We start from the raw sequence: 23,117 nt of genomic DNA on the forward strand, positions 1-23,117 counted from the left end.
CCATGGGAATCCTCGAAGGCAGGAACATCCTCATCACCGGGGTGCTCACGCAGCACTCCATCGCGTTCCACATCGCGCGGATCGCCCTGGAACAGGGCGCGCACGTCCTGCTCACCGCCTACCCCCGGCGCAGCCTGACCGAGCGCGTCGCCAAGCGGCTGCCCTCCGGGGAGCACGGCCCGCTCCCCGTCATCGACCTCGACGTCACGGACGCGGCGCAGCTGGCGGCGCTGCCGGACTGCGTACGGGAACACGTGCCGGAGCTGCATGGCGTGGTGCACGCGATCGGCGCCGCGCCGCAGTCCGCCCTCGGCGGCAACTTCCTGCACACGTCCTGGGAGGACGTGGCCGCGGCCGTGCACGCCTCGACGTACTCCCTGAAGTCCCTGTCGGTGGCGTGCCTGCCCCTGATGGAGGACGGCGGCTCGATCGTCGGCCTGGACTTCGACGCCTCCCAGGCCTGGCCGCTGTACGACTGGATGGGCGTCGCCAAGGCGGGCCTCGAATCCTGCTCCCGCTACCTCGCCCGTTACCTCGGACCCCAGGGGGTCCGCGTCAACCTGGTGGCCGCGGGCCCGCTGGACACGCCCGCCGCCCAGGGCATCCCCGGATTCGGGGACATGGCCGGCGTCTGGGCGGACCGCGCCCCGCTGGGCTGGGACAGCGCCCACCACGTCCCCGCCGCCAAGGCGTGCGTGGCCCTCCTGTCCGACTGGTTCCCCGCGACCACCGGCGAGATCGTCCACGTGGACGGCGGCGTCCACGTCGTGGGCGCCTGACCAACTGCTACGCCCCGAGACTGAGGAGACCGACATGGTGGAGATCACGCCCGACCTGCGGGACCGCGTCAAGAAGATCGTCTGCGACATCCTGGAGGTCGAGCCCGGCGAACTCACGGAGACGACGCACTTCTACGAGGAGCTCGGCGTCGACTCCCTGGCCGTCATCGAGATCATGACGGCCATCGAGGACAGCCTGGGCATCACCATCGAACAGGACAAGGCCAAGCGCATGGTGAGCCTGGCCGCGATCCACGACGTCCTGGCCGAAGCATGACCGGCGGGTGCGAACGCGTCGTGGTGACGGGCCGCGGGCCGGTGTCGAGCATCGGCACCGGCACGGCGGAGTTCACCGAAGGGCTGCGGTCCGGACGCAACGAGGTCGCGCCGCTCACCGCGTTCGACACCACCGGATTCACCACCTCCCTGGGGTGCGAGGTCACCGGCTTCGACCCCGCCGGCTGGATCACGCGCACCCCGGTGGACACGCTCGGCCGCGCGAGTTCCTTCGCCGTCGCCGCCGCCGCGATGGCCCTCGCCGAGGCCGGGCTGACCGGCGACGACCTCAGGCACCGCCCGGGCCACATCGCCGTGGGCACCGCCGACGGCGAGTCGCAGGAACTCGACGCGCTGGCCGAGCAGACCCTGCTGCGCGGAGCCGACCGGATGGACCAGGCGCTCGTCGACCGCGCCTGGACCCACCGGCTCTCCGCCGCCATCGCCTGGGAGTTCGGGCTCCAGGACGTGTCCCCGATGACGTTCCCGACCGCCTGCTCGGCCGGCAACTACGCCATCGGGGACGGGCTCGACGCCATCCGGCTCGGCGACGCCGACTACGCGTTGGTGGGCGGCGTCGACGCCGTCTGCCGCCGCTCCTTCGCCTCGTTCCACCGGCTCGGCATCATGTCGCCCGACCGCTGCCGCCCCTTCGACGCCGACCGCCAGGGCATCCTCAGCGGCGAAGGGGCGGGCATCCTCCTCCTGGAGAGCCTGACCGCGGCACGCGCCCGCGGCGCGACGATCCTCGCGGAGGTCCTGGGGTACGGGATCAACTGCGACGCCCACCACGCCTTCGCCCCCGAGGAGAAGAGCATCCAGGCGTGCATGGAGTCCGCCCTGCGCGACGCCCGGGTGACCCCCGGCGACGTGGACCTGATCTCGGCCCACGGCACCGGCACCCCCTCCAACGACGTGACGGAGGTACGGGCCGTCAAGGCCGTGTACGGCGAGAGTCCGCCCCCCGTCGTCTCGCTGAAGTCCATGCTCGGCCACTCGATGGGCGCTTCCAGCGCCCTCGGCGCCATCGCCTCGACGATCGCGATCAACGAAGGCTTCCTGCCGCCGACCGTCAACCACCGCACCACGGACCCGGAGTGCGCCATCGACTGCGTGCCCAACCACTCCGTGCCCGCCGAGGTGTCGATCGTCCAGAACAACGGCTTCGCGTTCAACGGCAACAACGCGATCACCTTGATCGGCCGCTACGAGGAGACGTCGTGATCATCACCGCATGGTCGGCCCTGTCCCCGTACGGAACGGACGACCGGGACCTCGCCGACGCGGCCCGCCCGCTGCCCGACGCGCCCCGGCCGGTACCCGGCTTCGAGCCGCGCGAGTACCTCGGCCGTCAGGGCACCCGCACCATGGGCCGCGCCACCGCCCTCACCGTCGCGGCGGCCTCCCGGCTGCTCACGAAGGACGAGGACCTCACCCGCACCGGCCTGATCCTGGGCACGACGAACGGCAGCGCCCAGAGCATCCTGGAGGTGAACCGCGCCTCGCGGGAAGCCAAGAGCCCGCATCACATACCCCCCTCGTCCATCCAGAACGCGGCCATGAACAGCATCGCGGGGCAGACCGCCATCTGGCACGGACTCAAGGGCCCCAACACCACCCTCGCCGGCGGCACGACGACCGGGCTGCTCGCCCTCGGCTACTGCCGACGGCTGCTGCTGACGGGCCGCGCGGACGTGCTGCTCACCGGGGCCGTCGAGGAGCTGAGCGAAGCGCGCTCCTGGGTCCGCGGTGGCACCGCCCCGCTGGCGGAGGGCTGCGCCCTGGTCCGCCTGGAGGCCGACGCCACCGGTGGCCTGGCCGAGGTCCTCGCCGTCACCTCACTGGTGACCACGGACGGCGACGCCGGCACGGCCGTCCGCAGGGTGGCGCAGCGGGTCCTCGACCGCGCTTCGCCCGGTGAGGTGTGGGCCACGATCGGCTCGGGGACGTGGGAGGACGCGGAGTCCAAGGCACTGACGGCCGTGTGCCCCAGTGCGACCCAGCTCCCGCCGGTGACGGAGGCGGTGGGGCAGCTGCACTCCGCAACGGGTGCCTTCCAGCTGGTGAGCGCCCTGACCCGGGCGGCGGCCTCCGGCCCCGGCGACCGGGTCGTGCTGTTGACCTCGGCTGAACCTCAGGGGATCGCGGCCGCCGCCGTGGTCCGTATCAAGGGAGAGAGTCTTGTCGCTTGAAACGGCGTTCGCCGTCACACCGTCCGGCTCCGGTTTCCAGGGCGTCGTCGGCGAGGAGTGGCTCTTCGCCGACCGGGTCTTCGGCGGCTGCGTGGCGGCGTTCGCGAGCCAGGTGGCCCGGGCCGCGGCACCGCGCCTCGTCCTGGGCGGCATCCAGGGCGCCTACCCCAAGGCGGCGGCACCCGGACCCATCGAGGGCCGGGTCGAGACCGTCCGCAAGGGCGGGAGCAGCGAACTGCTCCGCATCGACCTGCTCCAGGACGGCGAACGGGTCTTCACCGCCGACGCCTGGATGCTCGACCCCCGCCTGGTCGCGGACGACACGCCCGCGGGCGACACCGCACCGCCGGACTCCGCTCCGGAGGTGACCTGGCTGGCCGACGAGGTCGCGTTCTTCAAGCATCTGGACGTACGGGCCGTGGACTACCCGCTCAGCCCGGCCGGGCTGGGGGACGGCAAGGCGCTCTGCGACGTCTGGGTCCGGGGCCGTCCCGAGCTCATCGGCGGTGCCACGCACGGGGCCGCCGTGGACCTGCTGCTCTTCGACAGCTTCCTGCTGGAGTGCGTGTTCCGCAGCGAGGGACTCGGCACCGTACAGCCGGTCACCCTCGACCTGGGCGTCCGCTGGAGCCGCCACGTCCCCGTCAACGCCTGGCGCCGCCTCACCACGACGGCGACCCTGACCGAAGCCGTCGCCCTCGCCGAGGGCGTCACCGCCGCAGCCGACGGCACGGTCCTGGCGAAGGCCACGACCCTGGGGCGGCTGCTGCGGGCCCGGGCATGAGGCGACCACCCCTGCCACGCGGTACGGGGGACGAAGCGCCGGCGGCATCCGAAGCCCGGGTGCCGCGGTGAAGGTCCGCATCGGGGTGGGCGGCGTGCCCGAGCGCGCCGCGCGCCCGGACCGCCCCGACCCGGGCGCCCTGGTGGCGGACGTGGAGGCGTACGGCATCGACTCGGTGTGGTTCTCGGACCTGGCCTCGGCCCCCGACGCGCTGGACCCGCTCGTCGCCGTCGCCCACGCGGCCGGTGTCACCACGCGGCTCAAGCTCGGCATGAGCGTGCTGGTCCTGCCCGGACGCAACCCGGCCCTGGTCGCGGCACAGCTGGCCAGCCTGGCGGCGCTCGCCCCGGGCCGCGTCCTGCCCGTCTTCGGGGTCCGCCCGGCCCGGCACTCCGACCGGACGATGTACCCCGTGCCGGACGGGCAGCGGGCCGCGGTGTTCGAAGAGGCGCTGGAGGTGGTGCGGGCGCTGCTGACCGAGCCCGCCGTCACCCGAAACGGCCGCTTCTTCCCGCTGGAGGAGGCGTCCGTCGCCCCCCGGCCCGCCAGAGCGCTCGACTTGTGGCTGAGCGGCCGGGTACCCCCGGCCCTGGACCGGGTCGGCCGCCTCGGTGACGGCTGGCTCGGCAGCAACGTCCTCCCGGCGGAGGCCGAAGCATGCCGCGCTCGCATCGCCCGCGCAGCCGACCGCGCGCACCGGACGATCGACGACGACCACTACGGTACGTACCTGACGGTCGTCCGGCCCGACACCGACGGCCCCGCCCTGGACGCCCTGCTGACCCGCCTGCGCCAGGACCGCCCCGACGTGCCCGACCCCCGCACCCTGCTGTGCTGGGACTGGTCCGACGCCCGGGACCAGCTGCGCCGTCACGTCGACGCGGGCCTGTCGAAGTTCGTGGTCCGCCCCGCCGGGCCGGTGACCTCGCGCCGGGCGTTCCTGGAGGAGTTCACCGCGACGCTGAAGCCCCTCGAGTCCGACGCGTGATCCGGGACATCGTCCCGAGCCGGGTCGCGGCGGTCGACTCGTTCGGCTTCCCGCCGCCGGCACGAGCCCTGTACCCGCAGGAGAGCGCCCTGATGGCACACGCGACGGAGCTGCGCCGCGACGAGTTCGGGGCGGTGCGGGACTGCGCACGGCTGGCCATGGCGGAGCTGGGGAGGCCCGCCGCGCCCGTGCTGCGCGGCCCGGCGGGCGAGCCCCTGTGGCCCGCCGGGCTGGTGGGGAGCATGGCCCACTGCTCCGGCTACCAGGTGGCTGTCCTCGCCCGCGCGGACGAGTTCGCGGCCGTCGGCGTCGACGCGGAGCCCGAGGCCCCCTTGCCCGCGTGGGGAATGCTGGAGACGATCGCGGGCCCCGACGAGCGTGCCATGGTCGCGGGCCTGGCACGGGAGCACAGCGGGGTGAGCTGGGGCCGCCTGCTCTTCAGCGCCAAGGAGTGCGTCTACAAGGCGTGGTTCCCGTGGACGCGAAAGTGGCTGGGATTCAGGGACGTTGACGTACGCATCGACCCCATCACCCGCACCTTCTCGGCGCGGCTCCCTCCACCCGGGCTCGTGGTGGAGGGCACCGGCCTGAGCATGCTGACGGGCCGCTGGACCACGGGACGCGGCATCCTCCTGACCGCCATCACCGTGCCGGTACCGCCGAGCGGCGAGGGGCGGCGGGAAGACATCGGCCTCAGGGTGGGGGATTAACGCTGGGGGCCGTTGGTGTATTGGGTGTTGCTGGGATCGCTCACGCGGGCGTCACCTGGACCACTGTTGGGACGCCTTGCCCGGCTCGCACGTGGTGGCCGATACTCCGCCGCCGTAGGACAGGTCCAGGCAGCCGCCGTTTGCGGTGCTTTTCAGGGTGCCGGTCTTGCCCCAGCGCCAGAGGCGGGCCGAGCCCTGGGTGCAGTCGCCTACGAAGACCGCCTGGCCGAGCATGTTCGCTACCAGGCAGGAGCCCGACTGTTTGTTGACCACCTTGAAGCTGTTGTTCTCCGCGCTCACCGTCTTCCATGTGGCGCTGGGGTCGCCGCACTCGCCGTCGTCCGCGGCGCCGTAGACCTGCGTCAGGCAGGCCTCGTTGTCGGCGTTCTTCAGGCGGAAGGGGCCTGAGGTGGGGGTGGTGGGGGTGTCGCCGTTCCTGCCGTTGCCGCCGGTGTCTGTGTCCGTGTCGGGGGAGTCGGCGTCAGGGGTCGAGCGTGAAGGGCTTTTCGCGTCGTCGGTCTTGCTCGGGGGCGAGTCGTCGGGCCGTGCTTCGTCGGCTTTTGGCTTGTCGTTCTGCTTCTTCTTGGCTTTGGGCTCGTCTTCGTCTTTTTGTTCTCGGTCCTTCTTTTTTCGCCTTTCCGCAGGCTTCTCCGAGGTTTCCTGACCGGGTGGCGGGGCCGTTGCCGTCGCGGAGGGGGTCGAGCCTGCCGCGCGGTCCGGGGAGTTGACGTACGGGAGGTTCTGGAGGGCCAGAGTCGTGCCCGTGGCGATCACCACCGGGACCAGGGCCAGCAGGACGCGGGTGCGGCGGCGGCGTTCCGGGCGGGGTGGGGGAGTGGGGGCGGCGTCCGGGGTGGTTTCTTCGAGGGGGCGCTCCGTCGGCTCCGGTGGGGTCCTCGCCGCGAAGGCCGCGCGGCCCGCCAGGCGGTCGGTGACCGGGGCCGGCCAGGTGGGCGGGGCGGTGGGGCCGTGCTGTGCGGCCAGGGCGACCAGTTCCGCTGCCGTCGGGCGGCCCTCGGGGTCCTTGTCCAGGCAGGTGTTGATGACTTCGGCCAGGTGCGGGTCCAGCGCGCGCAGTGGGGTCAGGTCAGGGCTGTCGTGGACGATGCGGTACAGCGGGCTGCCCTCGGCGCCGTCCTTGAACGGCCAGCGGCCGCACGCCGCGTAGGCGACCAGCAGGCCCAGCGTGAAGATGTCGGACGTGCCGGTCAACCGCCGTTTGCCCGAGGCCTGTTCGGGCGACATGTACGCCGGCGTGCCGACGATCAGGCCGGTCTGGGTCAGCTGGCTCTGCTCGGCGGCGCGGGCGATGCCGAAGTCGATGAGGGTGACGCCGTCGAGGGTCAGCATGACGTTCGACGGCTTGAGGTCCCGGTGCACCATGTCCAGGGCGTGGACCGACTCCAGGCCCGCGGCCACCTCCCGCAGGAGCCGCCACAGGGCGCCGGCCGGTAACGGCGCCCCGTGCGGTTCGATGGCCTCGGCCAGGGTGATCCCGGGGACGTACGCGGTGGCGAACCACGGGGGTTCGGCGGTGCGGTCGCTCGCGAGGAGCGGGGCGGTGGCCTCGGCCGGCAGGCGCGCGAGGTTGTCCATCTCCTGCCCGAAGCGGCGCAGGAACCCCTCGTCCTCGGCGACGACGGACGCCAGCATCTGCTTGACGGCGGCGTACCGCCCGTCGACGACGCCGAGGTACACCCGCCCCATGCCGCCGACTCCGAGCCGCCCCACCAGCGGGATCGAGCCGATCTGCCGCGGATCGCGCTCGCGCAGCGGTTCGGCGCCGCTGCCCGTGAGGTCGAACCCGTTCTGTGCGCCTGCCCCGTCCACCGTCTCCCCGTTCACCGGCCGTCGGCCGGACCCGTGCCGTTCCCGTGCGCACCCCCGTCCGCACGGACGGACACCGGCCCGGGCCGCGGACCGGTGACCAGTGTGGACCATCGGTCCTCCTGGGTGGAAGATCTTTCTAGAAAACCTTTCCACTTCCCGTACGCCCCCTTCCCCTCCCCGAGAGCGGAGGCGCGCGGTCCGCCCTCGTGGTTCCGGGGTCTACGCTGGTGAGCACCATGAGCCCCAAGCAACGACGTGGCGTGGAGACCGCCGAGCGCCTCCTGGACGCCGCCCTCCAGGTGTACGCCGACGCGGGGGAGCAGGGCGTCACCGTCGGCGCCCTCACCCGGGCCAGCGGGGTCAGCCTCGGCAGTCTCTACCACCACTTCGGCAGCGTCGACGGCCTGATGAACGCCCTGCTGCTGCGCTGGCTCGAACGTCTCCTCGGTGAACTGGCCGCGGGCGTCGCGCGTTCGCGTACGGCGCGGGGCGGTGTCCGCGCGCTCGTACAGACGTATCTGACGTTCGTCCAGGAGCATCCGGACGCCTCCCGGCTGCTGCACTCCTCCTATGCCGACCGGGTCGGCATGGCCCACGCCAAGCAGCTCCGCGACGCCCAGGAGGCCCGGCTGTCGCCGCTGACCGAGTGGGTGCGCCGGCACGTGGAGTCGGGGGAGATCGCCCCGTTGGACGTGCCCGTGGTCGAGGCGCTCGTCATGGGGCCGATCGTCGCGACCGCGCGCCGTCGGCTCTCCGGCCTGGACGACGTCGACCTCGGGCAGGCCGCGCGCGTCCTGCCGGATCGGATCTGGCGGTCCCTCACGCCCTGAGGCGGGCGTGCAGGAGGCTTCTGTGGGGTGCATGAGACGCGCCGCTGCCGGGGACCTCTTCGTCCATGGTGGAAAAGGTGGACGTGGTGGAAAAGGGCGAGCAGGACGAGCAGGCCGAGCGGGTCGAGACAGCTGACGAGGTCGCCGCGCGGTACGGGTTGCGGCCTCTGCCGGTCGAGGGCGGGCGGTTCCGCCAGACCTGGGCCGGGCCGCCCGACGCCACGGGCCGCCCCGTCGGCACGGCGATCCTCGTGCTCCTGACCACCGCCCGTGGGGACTTCTCCGCCCTGCACCGCCTGCCCACCGACGAGGTCTGGCACTTCTACGAGGGCGACGCCCTGGAACTGCTGCTCCTGGCACCCGACGGCACGGACCGCCTGGCCGTGCTGGGGCGGGCCGGATGCGTACAGCTCGTCGTTCCCGCGGGGACCTGGATGGGGGCGCGCGTGGCACCCGGCCCGGCCGACGGCCGACGGCGGGGGTACGGATGGTCGCTGTTCGGTACGACGATGGCGCCGGGGTTCCTGCCCCAGGACTACGAAGGCGGGGACCCGGAGGAGTTGGCCGCGCGGTATCCGGGGCGGGCACGGGTCATCCGGGAGCTGTGCAGGCCGGGGGAGCCGGTGCGGATGGGAAGGAAAGGGGCGGAGGGTGTCTTCGGTGCGTGACGGGGTGGAGGGGCGGGGCGAGGCGGTGCGTGACGGGGTGGCGGCGCGGGGCGCGGTGGAGGGGCGCGGCGAGGCGGGCCTTCGGGGCCCGGAGCGTGCGTGTGAGCGTGAGGCGTGGCGGGACGCCAGTTTGCCGCGGCTCGACGGGCGCGTCGCTCTCGTCACCGGGGCCAGCGGCGGGATCGGCGCCGGGATCGCCCGGCGGTTCGCGCAGGCCGGGGCCGCGGTCGTGGTGCACTTCCGGCGGGGCGAGGCGCGGGCCCGGGAACTGGTCGAGCGGATCGAGGCGGCGGGCGGTGCCGCCGTCGCCCTGTCGGCGGACCTGACCCGGGAGGAGGAGTGCCACCGCCTCGTCGAGGCCGCGTACGCCTGGCGGGGCCGGCTGGACGCGCTGGTCAACAACGCCGGTATCCAGCCCCTGCGGGACCTCGCGGACATGACGGCCGACGAGTGGCGCCGCCTCTCCGAGGCCAACGTGACCAGCGCCTTCTGTTGCACCCAGGCCGCCGCGGACCTCATGGCCCGGCAGGGCGGCGGCACGGTCACGCACATCGCGTCCATCGAGGGCTCGCACCCCGCTCCCGGCCACGCGCATTACAGCGCCTCCAAGGCCGCCCTGATCATGTTCGCCCGCTCGGCGGCCCTGGAGTACGGACCGCGCGGCATCCGCGTCAACAGCGTCTCGCCCGGCCTCGTCGACCGGCCGGGCCTCGCCGAGGAGTGGCCGCAGGGCGTGGAGCGGTGGGGCCGGGCGGCACCGCTCGGGCGGCTCGGACGGCCCGAGGACATCGGCAACGCCTGCGTGTTCCTCGCCTCGGACGCCGCGTCCTGGATCACGGGTACGGACCTGGTGGTGGACGGCGGGGTGGGGGCGCGCCCCACCTGGTGACGCCGCCCATCCGGCGAAGCCCTGCAGCTGATGAAGCCGTTCGCCTGGTGACGTCGACTGCCTGGTGGAGCCGTCCGCCTGGTGAGGCCGTCCGCCTGGTGAACCCGTTCACCTGGTGACGCCGTCCGTTTGGTGGAGCCGTCCATCTGGGAACCCGTCCACCTCATAAACCCCGCCCCGCCGGTCTCAGCGGTCCAGATAGGCCAGGACCGCGAGCACCCGGCGGTTGTCCGTGTCCGAGGGCGGCAGCCCGAGCTTCGGGAAGATGTTGCCGATGTGCTTGGCGACGGCCTTCTCCGAGATGAACAGCGTCTCCGCGATGCCCGCGTTGGAGCGGCCCTGCGCCAGGCACTCCAGGACCTCCCGTTCGCGTGCCGTGAGGGTCGCCATGGCGGTGTCCCGGGCCTTGCGGACCAGGAGCTGGGAGACCACCTCGGGGTCCATGGCCGTGCCGCCCGCGGCGACCCGCTCGATGGTCGCGATGAACTGGGCGCCGTTGGAGACCCGGTCCTTGAGCGCGTAGCCGACCCCTTCGGAGCCGGTGGCCAGCAGCTCATGGGCGTAGAGCGGTTCCACGTACTGGGAGAGCAGCAGTACCGGCAGGCCGGGCTGCCGGGTGCGCGCCTCGACCGCGGCGCGCAGGCCCTCGTCGCTGAAGCCGGGCGGGAGCCGGACGTCGACGACCGCGACGTCCGGCCGCAGGTCCGTGAGCGCGGTGAGCAGCTCCGGGCCGTTGTCGACGGCTGCGGCGACCTCGTGGCCGAAGGCGGTCAGGAGGCGGACCAGGCCGTCCCTCAGGAGGAAGTGGTCTTCGGCGAGGACAACGCGCACGGCACCTCCATCGTCACCATCGTCGGACCGCCGGGCGGGCTGCTCACGGCGAGGACGCCGTCGAAGGTCGCCAGGCGCTGTTCGATGCCGCGCAGCCCCGAGCCGCGCGCCGGGTCGGCGCCGCCGCGGCCGTCGTCCGTGACGGTGACGCGCAGCGCCCCGTCACCGCTTCCGGGGCCGCCGTTCTCGTACCGGATGTCGATCCAGGCACGTTCGGCCGCCGCGTGCTTGACGGCGTTGGCCAGGGCCTCCGAGACCGCGAAGTACACGGCGGACTCCACCGGAGCCTCGGGCCGCGCGGGCAGCTCGGTGGTGACCTCGGTCCTGAGCGGGCTGATCAGCGCCAACGACCTTACGGCGTCCGCGAGTCCGCGGTCGGCGAGGATCGGCGGGTGGATGCCGCGGACCAGGTCGCGCAGTTCCTGCAGGGCCTTCGCGGAGTTCTCGCGGGCCTCGGCGAGCAGGGCGCGGACGGCGGCGGGGTTCGACTCCAGGAGATGTTCGGCGGCGTCGAGCGTCATGCCCATCGCCACCAGCCGGACCTGCGCGCCGTCGTGCAGGTCGCGTTCGATGCGCCGGATCTCGGACATCTGCGTGTCGACGGCGGCGGAACGGGTCGTGGTGAGGTGGTCGATGCGGTCGGCCATCTCGGCCATCTCCGCGCGCAGTTCGCTGTCGCTCGGGGTGAGCATCGCCCGTAGGCAGCGCTCGTGGAGCCGGACGGCGCGCGGCGCGGCCCAGAAGTACGCGAGCGGGAACTGGAGGACGCCGAGGAGCCCGGCGAGGGCGGCCGTCGGCCAGTTCTGGACCGGGACGAACAGGTACCAGACGCTGCCCCACTCCTGGGAGAGCCGCACCCCGTACACCGCCGTGACCAGGCCCCATATGCCGCTGAGTACGAGGGCGAGGGGCCCGAAGGCGATCATCCCGCCGACGTACGGGTCGAGGCCCGCCCACCGCCAGTCCCGCCAGACCTGCCCCTCCTTGCCCGCCAACTGGGCGCGCAGGGCCAGCCCTTGTCCGGTCGCGGGCAGTTCGCGGTACGGGGCGGGGAACTCCCTGCCCGACCACTCCTCGGCCAGGCGGCGCTGCCGGTCGGCGAGCTTCCGTACGCTCCGCACGGGGCCCGGCAGCAGCCTGGCGTTCGGGCCGCCCGCGACGAAGACGTGGGCGTGGGCCATCCAGAGGGAGAGCGCGAACGCCCGCAGGGACAGGCCCCACAGGAGCAGGGAGCGGGTGAAGGCGTCGCGGTTGCCGTGCGGGCCGCTTCGCGCGGTCCGCCGTTCTGTGGGCATGGTCGTCACGGTTGTCCCCCTACGTCTGTGAACTGCGGGTTTCATGCGGTCCGCGGGTTCATTATGGGGCGGCGACCGGCCGGGAGTCGGTGGAGAAAACTCCCCTATTCCGGAGGTACGGGGGTGGGGGCGGGGCCAGGCGTGGGCACGGGCGTCGGGAGGCGGTTCAGCCAGGTGCGGACCGCGGCGTTGAACTCGGTGGGGCGTTCCAGGTTCGGCAGGTGCGCGGCGCCCTCGACGACGCACAGCGCGGAGTCCGGGAGCGCGGCGTGCATGGCCTCGGCGTCGGAGACCGGCGTGTACGTGTCGTCGCGGCCCACGACCACGAGGGACGGCACGGCGACGCGGGTCAGCATCGCGCGGTAGTCGGGGCGTTCGGCCCGGCCGCGCAGGGCGGCGGCGGCTCCCTCGGGCGGGGCGGCCAGCATCATGCGGTGGACGTACGCGGACGCCTCCGTGTTGTACGGGGCCACCATCTTGTCCCGCACCTCGTCCGCGTATCCCTGCATGCCCTCGCTGAGGAGCCGGTCCGCCTGGGCGTTGCGGGTGGCCTTGCCCTCCGGGGTCTCGGCCGCGGGGAAGGTGTCGGCGAGGAGGAGGCCCGTGAGGCGCTCCGGGAACAGGCGGTGGCACTCCATGACGAGCTGCCCGCCCATCGAGAGGCCGCCGAGTGCGAACTCCCCTACGTCCAGGTGGTCCAGGAGCGCGGCGACGTCCTCGGCGAAGGTGGCGAAGTCCGTGGTGCCGGGGGCGACGGTCGAGTCGCCGTAGCCGCGGAGGTCCGGGGTGATGACGCGGTGCGTCCCGGCGAACGCCTCGCGCTGCGGGGCCCACATGGAGCGGTCGAAGGGGTGGCCGTGGAGGAGGACGAGGGCGGGGCGCGGGCCGGTGTAGGGGGCGGCTGAGGGGCCGGCCTCGCCGTCGCCCGTGTCGTCGTAACCGATGGTGACGCCGTTGAGCTGTGCGGTTGCCATGGGGGGAGGCTAGGCGCCCCCAACTGCCCGGTGCAATAAGCTCTTTGCTCTCGGTGCAAAGTCGATGCCACTGCCGATGTCGATGCCGATGTCCATGGCGGTGGGACGGGATGGGGTGGGCGGCGGGTGGCGGAGCTGGGGAAGCGGAAGCGGAAAGACTTCCGGGAGGTGGCCGATGAGGTGGCCCGGGAGATCGAGGCGGGGAGGCTGCGGGGCGGCGAGCGGCTGCCGACGCAGCGGGCCTTCGCGCGGCGGCGGGGGATCGCCGGCTCCACGGCCATCCGTGTGTACGGGGAGCTGGCGCGGCGGGGTCTGGTCGTCGGGGAGGTGGGGCGCGGCACGTTCGTCAGGGCCGCGGCGCCGCATCCCGGTGGGGCGGCGCTGACGGAGGGGGCGCCGCCCCGGCCGTCGGGCTTCGGGCCGCCGGGCCACCGGGCACCGGATGCCGGGCAGGGGGCGGCCGTGGTCAACCTCGAACTCAACTACCCGGTGGCGGAAGGCCAGTCGGCGCTCATGGCTCGCGCCCTCGGGCCCCTCGCCCGGCCCGATGTACTCCTGGAGGCCACCCGGACCGCCGCGCCGGACGGCACCCCCGAGGCGCGCGAAGCCGCCGCCACGGTGCTCGCACGCGGCGGATGGCGCCCGGACCCCGGGCAGCTGCTCTTCGCCGGGAACAGCCGGCAGGCCATCGCCGCCGCCCTCTCCTCGCTCGTCCGCCCCGGGGGCCGCGTGGGCGTCGAGGAAGTCACGTATCCGCTGGTGAGAGCCATCGCCGAGCAGCTCGGCGTGCGGCTCGTGCCCATCGCCGTCGACGAGCAGGGCATGCTGCCGGACGCGCTCGCCGCCGCGCACCGGAGCGCCTCGCTCGCCGCCGTCTACGTACAGCCGACGCTGCAGAATCCGCTGTCGGTCACGGCGGGTGCGGAGCGGCGTGCTCAACTGGCCACCGTCATAGGGAACATGGGGTGCCATGTCGTCGAGGACGGTACGTGGGGCTTCCTCGCGGAGGACGCGCCGGCGCCGCTCGCCGCGCTGCTGCCCGAGCGGGTCGTCTTCGTCGACAGCCTGTCCAAGCGGGTCGCCCCCGGTCTCACCCTCGGCATGCTCGCCGCCCCGCCCGGCCACCTGGACGCCCTCGCGCGCGGCCTGCGGTCGGGGGGCTGGACGGCGGGGGGTTTCGCCCTGGAGGCGGCCGTGCGGTGGGTCGGTGACGGAACCGTGGAGACGTTGGTCGCCGCCAAGCGGGCCGACGTGCGGGTGCGGCACGAGATCGTGCGGGAGCGGTTGATCGGGGCGGTGGTGGGGGCGGGCGCAGGGCCGGGAGCAGGGTTGGGGGTGAAGGGGAGGTTCCGTACCGATCCGCGCTCGTATTACTGCTGGTGGGAGCTGCCGCCGCCCTGGCGTGCGGAGACGTTCGTGGCGGCGGCCGCCGCGCGAGGCATCGCCGTGACACCTGGCCCGGCCTTCGCGGCCGATGGGCGGCGCGCGGGGCAGGCGGTACGGATCGGGCTCGCGTCCCCGTCGACGGAGGTGCTCGCGTGGGCGCTGGACACGCTGGTCGATGTTGCGGTGGCGCGGGGCGGCTAGGTGCCGGGGGCGGGGCGGGGGTGAGGCCGGGGCCGGGGCCGGGGTGGGGCGGGGGCCGGGAAAGCGTAGAGGCCACTTATCAGGATTCTGTGAGGCAGTTGTCCGGATGCGGTTTCCCTCGCCTGAAGACGGCAGGGCGTGCCTATCCTCGACGCCATGTGCGCTTTTGTCCTGGTCGCGGAGGACGACGAGAAACAGGCCGAGTTGGTCCGCCGCTACCTGGAGCGCGAGGGCCACGCGGTCGCCGTCGTCCACGACGGGTCCGCCGCCCTCCGCGAGGTCCGGCGCAGGCCCCCGGACCTGCTGATTCTCGACGTGATGATGCCGGGGGCCGACGGCCTGGAGGTCACGCGGCTGCTGCGGGACGCGGACGGGCCGGCGGAACTCGTCCGGCTGCCGATCCTGATGCTGACGGCGCGCTCCACCGAGGACGACCTCCTCGCGGGTCTCGACCTGGGCGCCGACGACTACCTCACCAAGCCGTACAGCCCCCGCGAGCTGATGGCCCGCGTACGGACGCTGCTGCGGCGCGCGGGCGGCATCCACGCGCCGCTGCCGGACGCGGGGCGGGGGGTCCTGCGGGTGGGCGGTCTGGTGGTCGATCCGGTGCGGCACGAGGTGACGGTCGACGGGCGGCAAATCGACTGCACGCCGGGCGAGTTCGACCTCCTCACGGCGCTCGCCGAGGAGCCGGACCGGGTCTTCACCCGGCCGCAGCTCCTCGACCGGGTCCACGGCTCGTCGGGTTACATATCGGTGCGGACGGTGGACGTGCACGTGCTCAACCTGCGCAAGAAGATCGAGACGGAGCCGCGGCGGCCGAGGCGGTTGGTGACGGTATTCGGGGTGGGGTACAAGCTGACGGCTGGGGGTGGGGTGGGGGTGGCTGGGGCTGGAGCGGGGTCGGCTGAGCCTGGCCCTGGCGCTGAGGCGGGGACTGGAGCGGCTGGGGCTGAGGCTGGACCGGCTGGTCCTGGCCCTGGCGTCAGGGCCGGGACTGGACCGGCTGCGGCTGGCCTTGGGGTTGGGAGCGGGTCGGCTGGGACTGGAGCGGAATCGGATCGGGCTCAGGCTGGATCGGCTGCGGCTGGCCCCGGGGCGGCCCGGCCTGGGACCGGGGCGGACGGGGCTGAAACCGGGGCCCCGGCCGACACGGTGGCGGCCCATGGCTCGTGATGTTCCGCTTCGCAAGAGCCTGTTGGCGAGGCTGCTCGTCGTGTCCGTGCTCGTCTCCATAGGGTCCGTCGCCGCGACCGCCTGGCTCGCCGCGCAGACCACCTCCGGTGCGCTGCGGCAGGAGCAGGGGCAGGTGCTCGCCGATGACGCCCGTATCTACGACCGGCTCCTCGGCGTCGGCGCGGCCGCTCCCGCCTGGCGGGGCGCCGGCCAGGCCGTCCGGGAACTGGCCCGGAGCACCGGCCGCCGCGTCGCCCTCACCACGCAGGACCGCAAGGTCATCGCGGACTCCGCGGCCCCCTCCAAGCACACCCCCCTGCCCCCGAACGCCTCCGCCGTCCTCGACCCGCTCGCCGTGGACACGACGCTGTCCGCCGGGCGGGGCGACGAGGAGGCCGGAGCCGACCGCGTCGACCCGCGCGTGGTCGGCCCGTACCGCCTGACGCGGCGCGAACGCAAGCAGCTGCGGGCCGCCGCCGACCGCGGGGCGGCCTGTCTGTCCGAGTTCGGCGTCGCCTCCGACATCGTCGTCGGCCCCGGCGGACGCCCCTCCCTGCGCATCGACAATGACCCCGGTGGCCTCTTCAAGACCCGCTGCCACACTCCCTTGCTCGACGTACCCACCGCGACCGAGTTCAAGGCCCTGGAGAAGCTCGGCTCCCTCACCGACGCGTGCATGAGGCGGCGCGGCCTCTCTCCCGTCGAGGTCCGGCTCGACGTGGCCGGGCGCTCCGGTCCGAAGCCGGTCGGCGCGGTCCCGACGTACGTACCCGCCGTACCCGCCCCACCCGCCGCGGATGACCGCGCCTCCGCCGCCGTCGGCCCCGGCGAGTTCCGCCAGTCGCCGCCAACCCCCGGCCCGGACCCCAGCGGCCCCGGAGCCACCGCCGCCGCCGAAGCCGGCGCCGCCGCCACGGCCTGCGTCGACAGCGCCCGCCGCGAACAGCTCGCCCCCTACGTCTCCTCGCCCGCGCTGCTCTTCATCACCAGCCCCGACGGCTCCCGCAGCACCCCCGGCTTCAGTCTCTCGGGGGCCAACACCGCCCGCCTCGCGGGGCTCGCCGCGGCCGTCCTCGCCGTCACCGTCGCCGTCACCGCGCTCGCCGCGGCCAGGCTGACCCGGCCGCTGCGGGCGCTGACCGCCGCGACCCGGCGCATGAAGACGGGCGAGGCGGGCGAACCGGTGCCCGCGAAGGTCAGCCGTTCGGCCGGCGAGATCAGCCAACTGGCCGCCGCCTTCAACGACATGGCCGCCCACCGCAAGGCTTTGGAGGAACAGCGCAAGGCCATGGTGAGCGACGTCGCGCACGAGCTGCGCACCCCGCTCTCCAACATCCGCGGCTGGCTGGAGGCGGCCGAGGACGGCGTGGTCGAGACCGACCCGGCGCTGGTCACCTCGCTCCTCGAAGAAGCCCTGCTGCTCCAGCACATCGTCGACGACCTCCAGGACCTCGCGGCCGCCGACGCCGGCACGCTGCGCCTGCGCCGCGAGCCGGTACGCGCCGCCGAGATCGCCGAGCAGGTGGCGGCGGCGCACCAGGCGCGGGCGGACGCCGCCGGGGTGAGACTCAGGGCGACGGTGCTCGGCGACCCCCGGGTCATGGCCGACCCGCTGCGGCTGCGCCAGGCGATCGGCAACCTCGTCTCCAACGCGATCCGGCACACCCCGGAGGGCGGCAGCGTACGGATCACCTGCCGCGGTACGGGGGACGAGGTGCTGATCGAGGTCGCCGACACCGGGACGGGGATCGCGGCCGCCGAACTGCCGCACGTCTTCGACCGCTTCTGGCGCGCGGACAAGTCGCGTACGAGGGCGACGGGAGGCAGTGGCCTCGGCCTGTCCATCGTGCGGAAGCTGGCGGAGGCGCACGAGGGCGCGGTGACGGCGGAGAGCGTGCTGGGGAAGGGGTCGCTGTTCACGGTGCGGTTGCCGAGCGCGTGCGGTACCCGTAAGGCCGCGGACGGCGTGCAGCGTCCGTAAGGAACGCCGTAAGCCACAGGCGAGTTGCCGGTGGAGCGCGGGCAGGACACCGGTGGAGCGTGGGCAGGACAAGAGCCCCGGTCGATCACCTCTGCCGACCGAGGCTCTCTCTCTGCCCCCGGACCCGACGCGGCGGCGACACTCCCCCGAGCTACGCGCTGTGCGCGAGTACCGGCGGGCCAGGTCCGATGTAGTGATCACATCAGGCCCCGCCAACAGATCGCTAACATGTGGCCAACGGTCGGCCGACAAGCGACGGACGGCCCGGGGAGACGGCGTGAGTGGAACGGCGTGATGAAGCGGCGTAAGTGAAACAGTGTGAGTGAAACAGCGTGAGTGAACGGGAGGAACCGCGGTCCGGTCTGCGGTTCGGGCTGCTCGGCGCGCCCGCCGTGTACGACGCCACGGGGGAACCGCGCCCCGTGCGCAGCGCCAAGGGGCGTGCCCTGCTGGCCGCGCTCCTCCTGGAACCGGACAGGGTCGTCCCGCTCGACACCCTCAAGGACGCGCTGTGGGGCGGCGCCCCGCCCGCCTCGGCGCGGGCCTCCCTCCAGAACCACGTGACGCGGCTGCGCCGCCTCCTCGACGACCCGGAACGGCTGCTCGCGGTGCCCCCCGGCTACCGGCTGCGGGTCGACGACGGCGAACTGGACGTCCGCGTGTTCGAACGCCGGGTGGCGCGGGCGCGGGCCGCGCGCGCCGAGCGGGACTGGGCGCGGGTCCTCACGTGCGCCTCGGACGCGCTGGCGCTGTGGCGCGGGAGGCCGTTGAGCGGCCTTGCGGAACCGCTGACGGACCACTCTCTCGTACCGCGTCTGGAAGAGGCACGGCTGCTCGCGCTGGAGTGGCGGTACGACGCCGAACTGGCGCTCGGCACCGGTCTCGCCGCCCTCGCCCCCGAGTTGGCCGAACTGGTCGCCGAGCACCCGCTCCGCGAGGCCTTCCACCGTCAGCTGATGCTCGTGCTGCACCGCACGGGCCGCCAGGCGGAGGCCCTCGCCGTCCACCGCGAACTGCGCCACAGGCTGGTCGAGGAGCTGGGCGTGGAGCCGGGAGCGGCGGTCGGGGAGGCGCATCAGGAGGTGCTGCGGGGGCACCCCGAGGCGACGGCCGAAGCGGCGGCAGGGCGCGGCGGCCCAGGTGTGCCCGCGGCAGCCGCGCGGGAGGCCGGGGCCGAGCCGGAAGCGGCGGCCTGTGCGCGGGAGACGGCGGAGGGCTGTGCGCCGGAGGCGGCGGAGGCCTGTGCGCCGGAGGCGGCGGAGGCCTGTGCGCGGGAGACGGCGGAGGCCTGTGTGCCGGCAACGGCGGGCGGCAGGACCGCCACGCCCGCCCAACTCCCGCCGGGACCCGCCCACTTCACGGGCCGGCAGGACACCGTCCGGGCCCTGCGGGAGGCGCTCGCCGCTGAGTCCCGCGGCGCCGTCGCCGTCGTCTCCGGCATGGCCGGGGTCGGCAAGAGCGCCCTCGCCGTCCACGCGGCGCACGGGCTGCGGGAGGAGTTCCCCGACGGGCAGCTCTACGTCAACCTGCACGGCGCGACGCCCGGCATGACCCCCCTCACCCCCGGCCAGGCCCTCACCTCGCTCCTGCGCGACCTCGGCGCCGAGCCGCGCCGCACCCCGGAGGGCTGCGTGGACCCGGGCGCGGCGTCGGCGCTGCTGCGTTCCCTGCTCGCGCCCACACGCACGCTCATGGTGCTGGACGACGCCGCGACCGCCGCGCAGGTACGGCCGCTGCTGCCGGCGGGGCCCGGCTGCGCGGTCATCGTCACCAGCCGGTCGCCGCTGACGACACTCGACGGCGCGGCACGCTTCCCGCTGGAGCCCCTCTCGGACGGGGAGAGCGCCGCGCTGCTGCGGGCGGTGTCGGGGCGCGACGGGCTCGACGCCGGGCACCCCCTGGTCGAACTGGCGGGCCGTCTCCCGCTGGCCCTGCGCATCATCGCCGCCCGCCTCGCCGCGCGCCGCGCCCTCACGCCGGACGCCCTGGCCGAGCTCCTCACCGTCAGCGGGGGCCGCCTGCACCACCTGGAGTACGACGACCTGAGCGTGCGCCGCTCCCTCGCCGTGGCCCTCGACGCCCTGCGCACGTCGGAACGCCGGGCCGACCGCGACGCCGCCCTCGCCCTCGCCCGCATCGGCGCGCTCGACCTGCCCACGTACGGAGTGCCGCTGCTGGCCCGTCTGCTGGGCGTCGACGAGCTGCGGGCGGGCGCGGCCCTCGACCGCCTGGTCGACGTCGCCCTCCTCGACGAGACGGCGTACGGCCGCTACGCCCCGCACGACCTCGTCCGCGACTTCGCGCGGGAGACGGCGGCCGTCGGCCCCGGCGCGGAGGACGTCGTCGACCAGGCGCTGCTCTGGTACGCGGAGTCGGCCCGCCGCACCCTGTCGGCGATCATGCCGGACGGCCTGGACAAGACGGACCGCCTGCGCGGCGTGGAGCCCCGGCTCGCCCGCCGCAGGAAGCGGTGCGAGCGGCAGCCGGTCCCGCCGCACACCCCTGGCACGTCAGGTGACGGCGACCCCGACCCGCCGCCCCTCTCCCCGGAAGAGGCCTTCGCCTGGGGCGACACCGAGCTGGCGAACATCGTCACCCTCGCGGAGCGGCACCGCGGGGACTCCGAGCTGCTGCCCGTCCTGGTGCGCTGCCTCTTCCCCTACCTGCAACGCCGGGGCCGCCTCCTGGAGCTGGCCACCCTCGGCACGCTCGCCCTGGACGCGGCACGCCGCGAGGGCGACAGCGCGGCCGAGGCGCAGGCCCTCACCGACCTCGCCGGGATGCACTTCATGTCGGGCCGCAACGGCGAGGCCCTCGCCCTCAACGACCAGGCCCTCGCCCTCTGGCGCGTCCTCGGCCTGGTCTCCTGCGTACGCCGCGGCCTCAACAACCGCGGCCTCCTCCTCGAAGGCCTCGGCCGCCACGACGAGTCCGCCGAGTCGCTGCGGCAGAGCCTCGCGCTCGCCAAGGAACTCGCGGACCCGCTCAGCGAGGCGATCACCCTCAGCCACCTCGGCAACCTCTACGAGCACACGGACGCCCGCGCCGCCATCGACCACCACGAGCGCAGCCTCGCGATCGGCGAGGCCCTCGGGCACGCCGTCGTCCGCCAGTCCGGCCACTGCAACATCGGCTACGCCCACCTCACCCTCGGTGAACCCGCCGCCGCCCTCACGCACTTCGAGGAGAGCCTGCGCATCCACGGCGAGTACGAGGACTGGCACGGCGAGTCCCAGGCCCGGCTCGGGCTGGTCCGCGCGCTGCGGGGCCTCGCCCGCACCGGGGACGCGACACGGGAGTGCGCCGCCCTCCTCGACCGCGCCGAGCAGCGGGGCGACGCCCACATGACGGGCCTGGCCCGCCACCAGCGCGGGCTGCTCCTGCGGACGGAGGGGCACTCGGAGGAGGCGTACGAGCAGTGGCGGTCGGCGCTGCGGGCGCTGGACGGCACGGACAGCAAGGTGGTCGACGAACTGCGTGACCTGCTGGCGGAGCCGTGACCCGGGGGCGGTCCCCGGAGGGGCGCCGGAGTCGCCCACCGGCTCACTTCGCGTCGGCGTAACACTCCACGACGGCCGTCGTGAACGGGAAGCGGACGGGCGTCTCCCCGAAGGCGATCCGGCCCGCGAGGTCACCCGCCTCCCGCACGGCGAGCGCGACGGCCTGTGCCTCCTCGGCGGGGCAGTGCACGATGACCTCGTCGTGCTGGAAGAAGACCAGCTCGGCCCGCATGTCGGCCTCCGCGATCGTCCGCCGCAGCGCGGCCAGCATCAGCAGGGCCCAGTCGGCGGCGCTGCCCTGCACCACGAAGTTGCGCGTGAACCGGCCGCGCGCGCGGGCGTTCGTCGAGGCGTACCCGGGAGTGAACTCGCCGTCCGCCGGGGCGGTCCGGTCCGGGGCGGTGGGGTCCTCCTGGGGGATGCCCGCCTCGTCGTCCTCCCCGGCCCCGGCCGCCGGCGGGCTCGTCCGCCCCAGCCAGGTCCGCACGAGCCGCCCCTCCTCACCGGCCCGCGCCGCGTCGTCGACGTACGCGACGGCCAGCGGGAAGCGGCGGCGCAGCGCGGCCAGGTTCTTCAGGCCGTCACCCGACGTCTGGCCGTAGACCGCGCCGAGCAGTGCGATCTTCGCGTGGTCGCGGTCGCCGGAGAACGCGCGGTCCGACAGCCGGGTGTAGAGGTCCTCCTCGCTCCCGGCCACCTCCATCAGGCCCCGGTCGCGGGAGATCGCGGCGAGCACCCTCGGCTCCATCTGGTCGGCGTCGGCGACGACGAGCCGCCAGCCGGGGTCGGCGACCACGGCCCGCCGGATCACCTTCGGGATCTGGAGCGCACCGCCGCCGTTGGTCGTCCAGCGGCCGCTGACCGAACCACCGGGCGTGTACTCGGGGCGGAAGCGGCCGTCGTGGACCCAGTCCTGGAGCCAGCTCCAGCCGTGGGCGGTCCAGATCCGGTACAGCTTCTTGTACTCGATGAGGGGCCGCACCGCCGGGTGGTCGATCCCCTCCAGCTCCCAGCGCCGCGTCGACTTCACCTTGATGCCGGCCTGCGCGAAGGCCTTCACCACGTCGGCGGCGAGGTCCGGGCGCACGCGGCGGCCGAACGCGGCGGACACCTCGTCGGCCAGCTCGGCGAGGCGGAGGGGTTCGCCGCCGCCCGCGTACCGCTCGCCGAGCAGTTCGGTCAGCAGCGCGCGGTGGACGTCGGCGCGCCAGGGCAGACCGACGGCGTGCATCTCGGCGGCCACGAGCATGCCCGCCGACTCGGAGGCGGTGAGCAGGCGCATCCGGCCGGGGTGGGCGGCGGCGTCGTGTCTTCGCTGCTGCGCGGCGTAGACCTCGACCAGCTCGGCCAGTGTGACGGGGGTGCCGCCGGGGCGGGGCTCGAAGAGGGAGTCCTGGGAGCCGGGCTCGGCGGCGCGGGGCGGGGGGTCGGGGGGTACGGGGGCGTTGCGGAGGCGGGCGAGGGCGGCGGCCGCGGAGCGGGGCTCGCCGAGGCGGCCCTCGTGACCGAGGAGGAGCAGCTCGGCGGCCTCCACGTCATAGCAGCGCTCGACGCGGGCGCCCGCGGCGAGCAGCCGGGGGTACACGGCGGGGGTCGACCGCCACACCCACCGGCCCACTTCGGGCCGCGTCCGCACGGCCTCGACGAGGTCGGTCTCCCGTACGACCGGTCCCGCGGGCAGCCCGGCGGTGTCGAGGGGCACCAGCTCCGCGCCGGCTCCCTCGACCGCGGCGATGGCCCACCGGTCGCTCATGCCGCGAGTGTCGCATCCGGCACTGACAGGGGGGCTGCGGTGCGGGTGTGGGTGCCGTCGTCGCCTTGGGGTGT

Annotated in this window: 18 protein-coding genes and 1 pseudogene; 14 read left to right on the top strand and 5 right to left on the bottom strand. The window is 74.2% G+C overall.

What is annotated here, in order from left to right; all coding sequences use genetic code 11:
• The first annotated feature begins 2 nt into the window (after window positions 1-2).
• From fabI to J2N69_RS20445, 7 genes are all read left to right on the top strand, one after another.
• Window positions 3-779, top strand: coding sequence for an enoyl-ACP reductase FabI (fabI, locus tag J2N69_RS20415; RefSeq protein ID WP_230902073.1), 777 nt, complete (start codon window positions 3-5; stop codon window positions 777-779).
• Window positions 780-813: 34 nt separating this feature from the next.
• Window positions 814-1,056 (top strand): acyl carrier protein, encoded by a 243-nt coding sequence (locus J2N69_RS20420; RefSeq protein ID WP_230902074.1) that lies wholly within the window; start codon window positions 814-816, stop codon window positions 1,054-1,056.
• Complete coding sequence (locus J2N69_RS20425) at window positions 1,053-2,279, top strand: beta-ketoacyl-[acyl-carrier-protein] synthase family protein (protein ID WP_230902075.1); 1,227 nt, start codon at window positions 1,053-1,055, stop codon at window positions 2,277-2,279. Before J2N69_RS20420 ends, J2N69_RS20425 begins: the two co-directional genes overlap by 4 nt.
• The gene (locus J2N69_RS20430; protein WP_230902076.1) at window positions 2,276-3,247 is read left to right on the top strand and encodes a beta-ketoacyl synthase N-terminal-like domain-containing protein; all 972 of its coding nucleotides are present in this window, start codon (window positions 2,276-2,278) and stop codon (window positions 3,245-3,247) included. The genes J2N69_RS20425 and J2N69_RS20430 overlap by 4 nt, the downstream gene beginning before the upstream one ends.
• Entirely contained in the window at window positions 3,237-4,031 is a 795-nt protein-coding gene (locus J2N69_RS20435) for an acyl-CoA thioesterase domain-containing protein (RefSeq protein ID WP_230902077.1), read from the top strand. Before J2N69_RS20430 ends, J2N69_RS20435 begins: the two co-directional genes overlap by 11 nt.
• 67 nt (window positions 4,032-4,098) lie before the next feature.
• Complete coding sequence (locus tag J2N69_RS20440) at window positions 4,099-5,019, top strand: TIGR03854 family LLM class F420-dependent oxidoreductase (RefSeq protein ID WP_230902078.1); 921 nt, start codon at window positions 4,099-4,101, stop codon at window positions 5,017-5,019.
• Complete coding sequence (locus J2N69_RS20445; RefSeq protein ID WP_230902079.1) at window positions 5,016-5,729, top strand: 4'-phosphopantetheinyl transferase family protein; 714 nt, start codon at window positions 5,016-5,018, stop codon at window positions 5,727-5,729. Before J2N69_RS20440 ends, J2N69_RS20445 begins: the two co-directional genes overlap by 4 nt.
• A gap of 51 nt (window positions 5,730-5,780) precedes the next feature.
• On the opposite strand, the gene J2N69_RS20450 is transcribed toward J2N69_RS20445, so the two are convergent.
• Window positions 5,781-7,559 (bottom strand): serine/threonine-protein kinase, encoded by a 1,779-nt coding sequence (locus J2N69_RS20450; RefSeq protein ID WP_230902080.1) that lies wholly within the window; start codon window positions 7,557-7,559, stop codon window positions 5,781-5,783.
• A gap of 236 nt (window positions 7,560-7,795) precedes the next feature.
• On the opposite strand from J2N69_RS20450, the gene J2N69_RS20455 reads away from it, so the two are divergent.
• The 3 genes from J2N69_RS20455 to J2N69_RS20465 all read left to right on the top strand — a co-directional run bounded on the left by J2N69_RS20455 (window position 7,796) and on the right by J2N69_RS20465 (window position 9,946).
• A complete protein-coding gene (locus J2N69_RS20455) occupies window positions 7,796-8,389 on the top strand; it encodes a TetR/AcrR family transcriptional regulator (RefSeq protein WP_230902081.1) in 594 nt (197 codons plus the stop codon).
• Window positions 8,390-8,466: 77 nt separating this feature from the next.
• Window positions 8,467-9,057 (top strand): cupin domain-containing protein, encoded by a 591-nt coding sequence (locus tag J2N69_RS20460; RefSeq protein WP_230902082.1) that lies wholly within the window; start codon window positions 8,467-8,469, stop codon window positions 9,055-9,057.
• A gap of 130 nt (window positions 9,058-9,187) precedes the next feature.
• Window positions 9,188-9,946 carry an SDR family NAD(P)-dependent oxidoreductase gene (locus J2N69_RS20465; RefSeq protein ID WP_230904790.1) on the top strand — a complete coding sequence of 253 codons (759 nt, stop codon included), beginning with the start codon at window positions 9,188-9,190 and terminating at the stop codon, window positions 9,944-9,946.
• 186 nt (window positions 9,947-10,132) lie between these two features.
• Here the strand turns inward: J2N69_RS20465 and J2N69_RS20470 are convergent, their stop codons facing one another.
• The 3 genes from J2N69_RS20470 to J2N69_RS20480 form a co-directional block, all read right to left on the bottom strand.
• Complete coding sequence (locus J2N69_RS20470) at window positions 10,133-10,777, bottom strand: LuxR C-terminal-related transcriptional regulator (RefSeq protein WP_230902083.1); 645 nt, start codon at window positions 10,775-10,777, stop codon at window positions 10,133-10,135.
• A complete protein-coding gene (locus J2N69_RS20475) occupies window positions 10,741-12,072 on the bottom strand; it encodes a sensor histidine kinase (protein WP_230902084.1) in 1,332 nt (443 codons plus the stop codon). Before J2N69_RS20475 ends, J2N69_RS20470 begins: the two co-directional genes overlap by 37 nt.
• Before the next feature lie 104 nt (window positions 12,073-12,176).
• Window positions 12,177-13,046, bottom strand: a complete 870-nt coding sequence (locus tag J2N69_RS20480) for an alpha/beta fold hydrolase (protein ID WP_230902085.1) — start codon at window positions 13,044-13,046, stop codon at window positions 12,177-12,179.
• A 168-nt stretch (window positions 13,047-13,214) separates the two neighbouring features.
• Between J2N69_RS20480 and J2N69_RS20485 the strand changes: the two genes are divergently transcribed.
• The 4 genes and pseudogenes from J2N69_RS20485 (at window position 13,215) to J2N69_RS20500 (ending at window position 21,290) form a co-directional block, all read left to right on the top strand.
• A complete protein-coding gene (locus J2N69_RS20485; RefSeq protein WP_230902086.1) occupies window positions 13,215-14,633 on the top strand; it encodes an aminotransferase-like domain-containing protein in 1,419 nt (472 codons plus the stop codon).
• 156 nt (window positions 14,634-14,789) lie between these two features.
• Window positions 14,790-15,497 (top strand): annotated as a pseudogene (locus J2N69_RS20490) (response regulator transcription factor); the annotation flags it as partial.
• Between the two features lie 301 nt (window positions 15,498-15,798).
• Window positions 15,799-17,790 carry a sensor histidine kinase gene (locus J2N69_RS20495; RefSeq protein WP_230902087.1) on the top strand — a complete coding sequence of 664 codons (1,992 nt, stop codon included), beginning with the start codon at window positions 15,799-15,801 and terminating at the stop codon, window positions 17,788-17,790.
• Between the two features lie 332 nt (window positions 17,791-18,122).
• The gene (locus J2N69_RS20500) at window positions 18,123-21,290 is read left to right on the top strand and encodes an AfsR/SARP family transcriptional regulator (RefSeq protein WP_230902088.1); all 3,168 of its coding nucleotides are present in this window, start codon (window positions 18,123-18,125) and stop codon (window positions 21,288-21,290) included.
• A gap of 43 nt (window positions 21,291-21,333) precedes the next feature.
• Here J2N69_RS20500 and J2N69_RS20505 read toward each other — a convergent pair whose 3' ends face one another.
• Window positions 21,334-23,043 carry a bifunctional 3'-5' exonuclease/DNA polymerase gene (locus J2N69_RS20505; RefSeq protein ID WP_230902089.1) on the bottom strand — a complete coding sequence of 570 codons (1,710 nt, stop codon included), beginning with the start codon at window positions 23,041-23,043 and terminating at the stop codon, window positions 21,334-21,336.
• Window positions 23,044-23,117: the final 74 nt, after the last annotated feature.

This window comes from Streptomyces huasconensis (assembly GCF_021028635.1).
In the GTDB taxonomy this organism is placed as follows: domain Bacteria; phylum Actinomycetota; class Actinomycetes; order Streptomycetales; family Streptomycetaceae; genus Streptomyces; species Streptomyces huasconensis.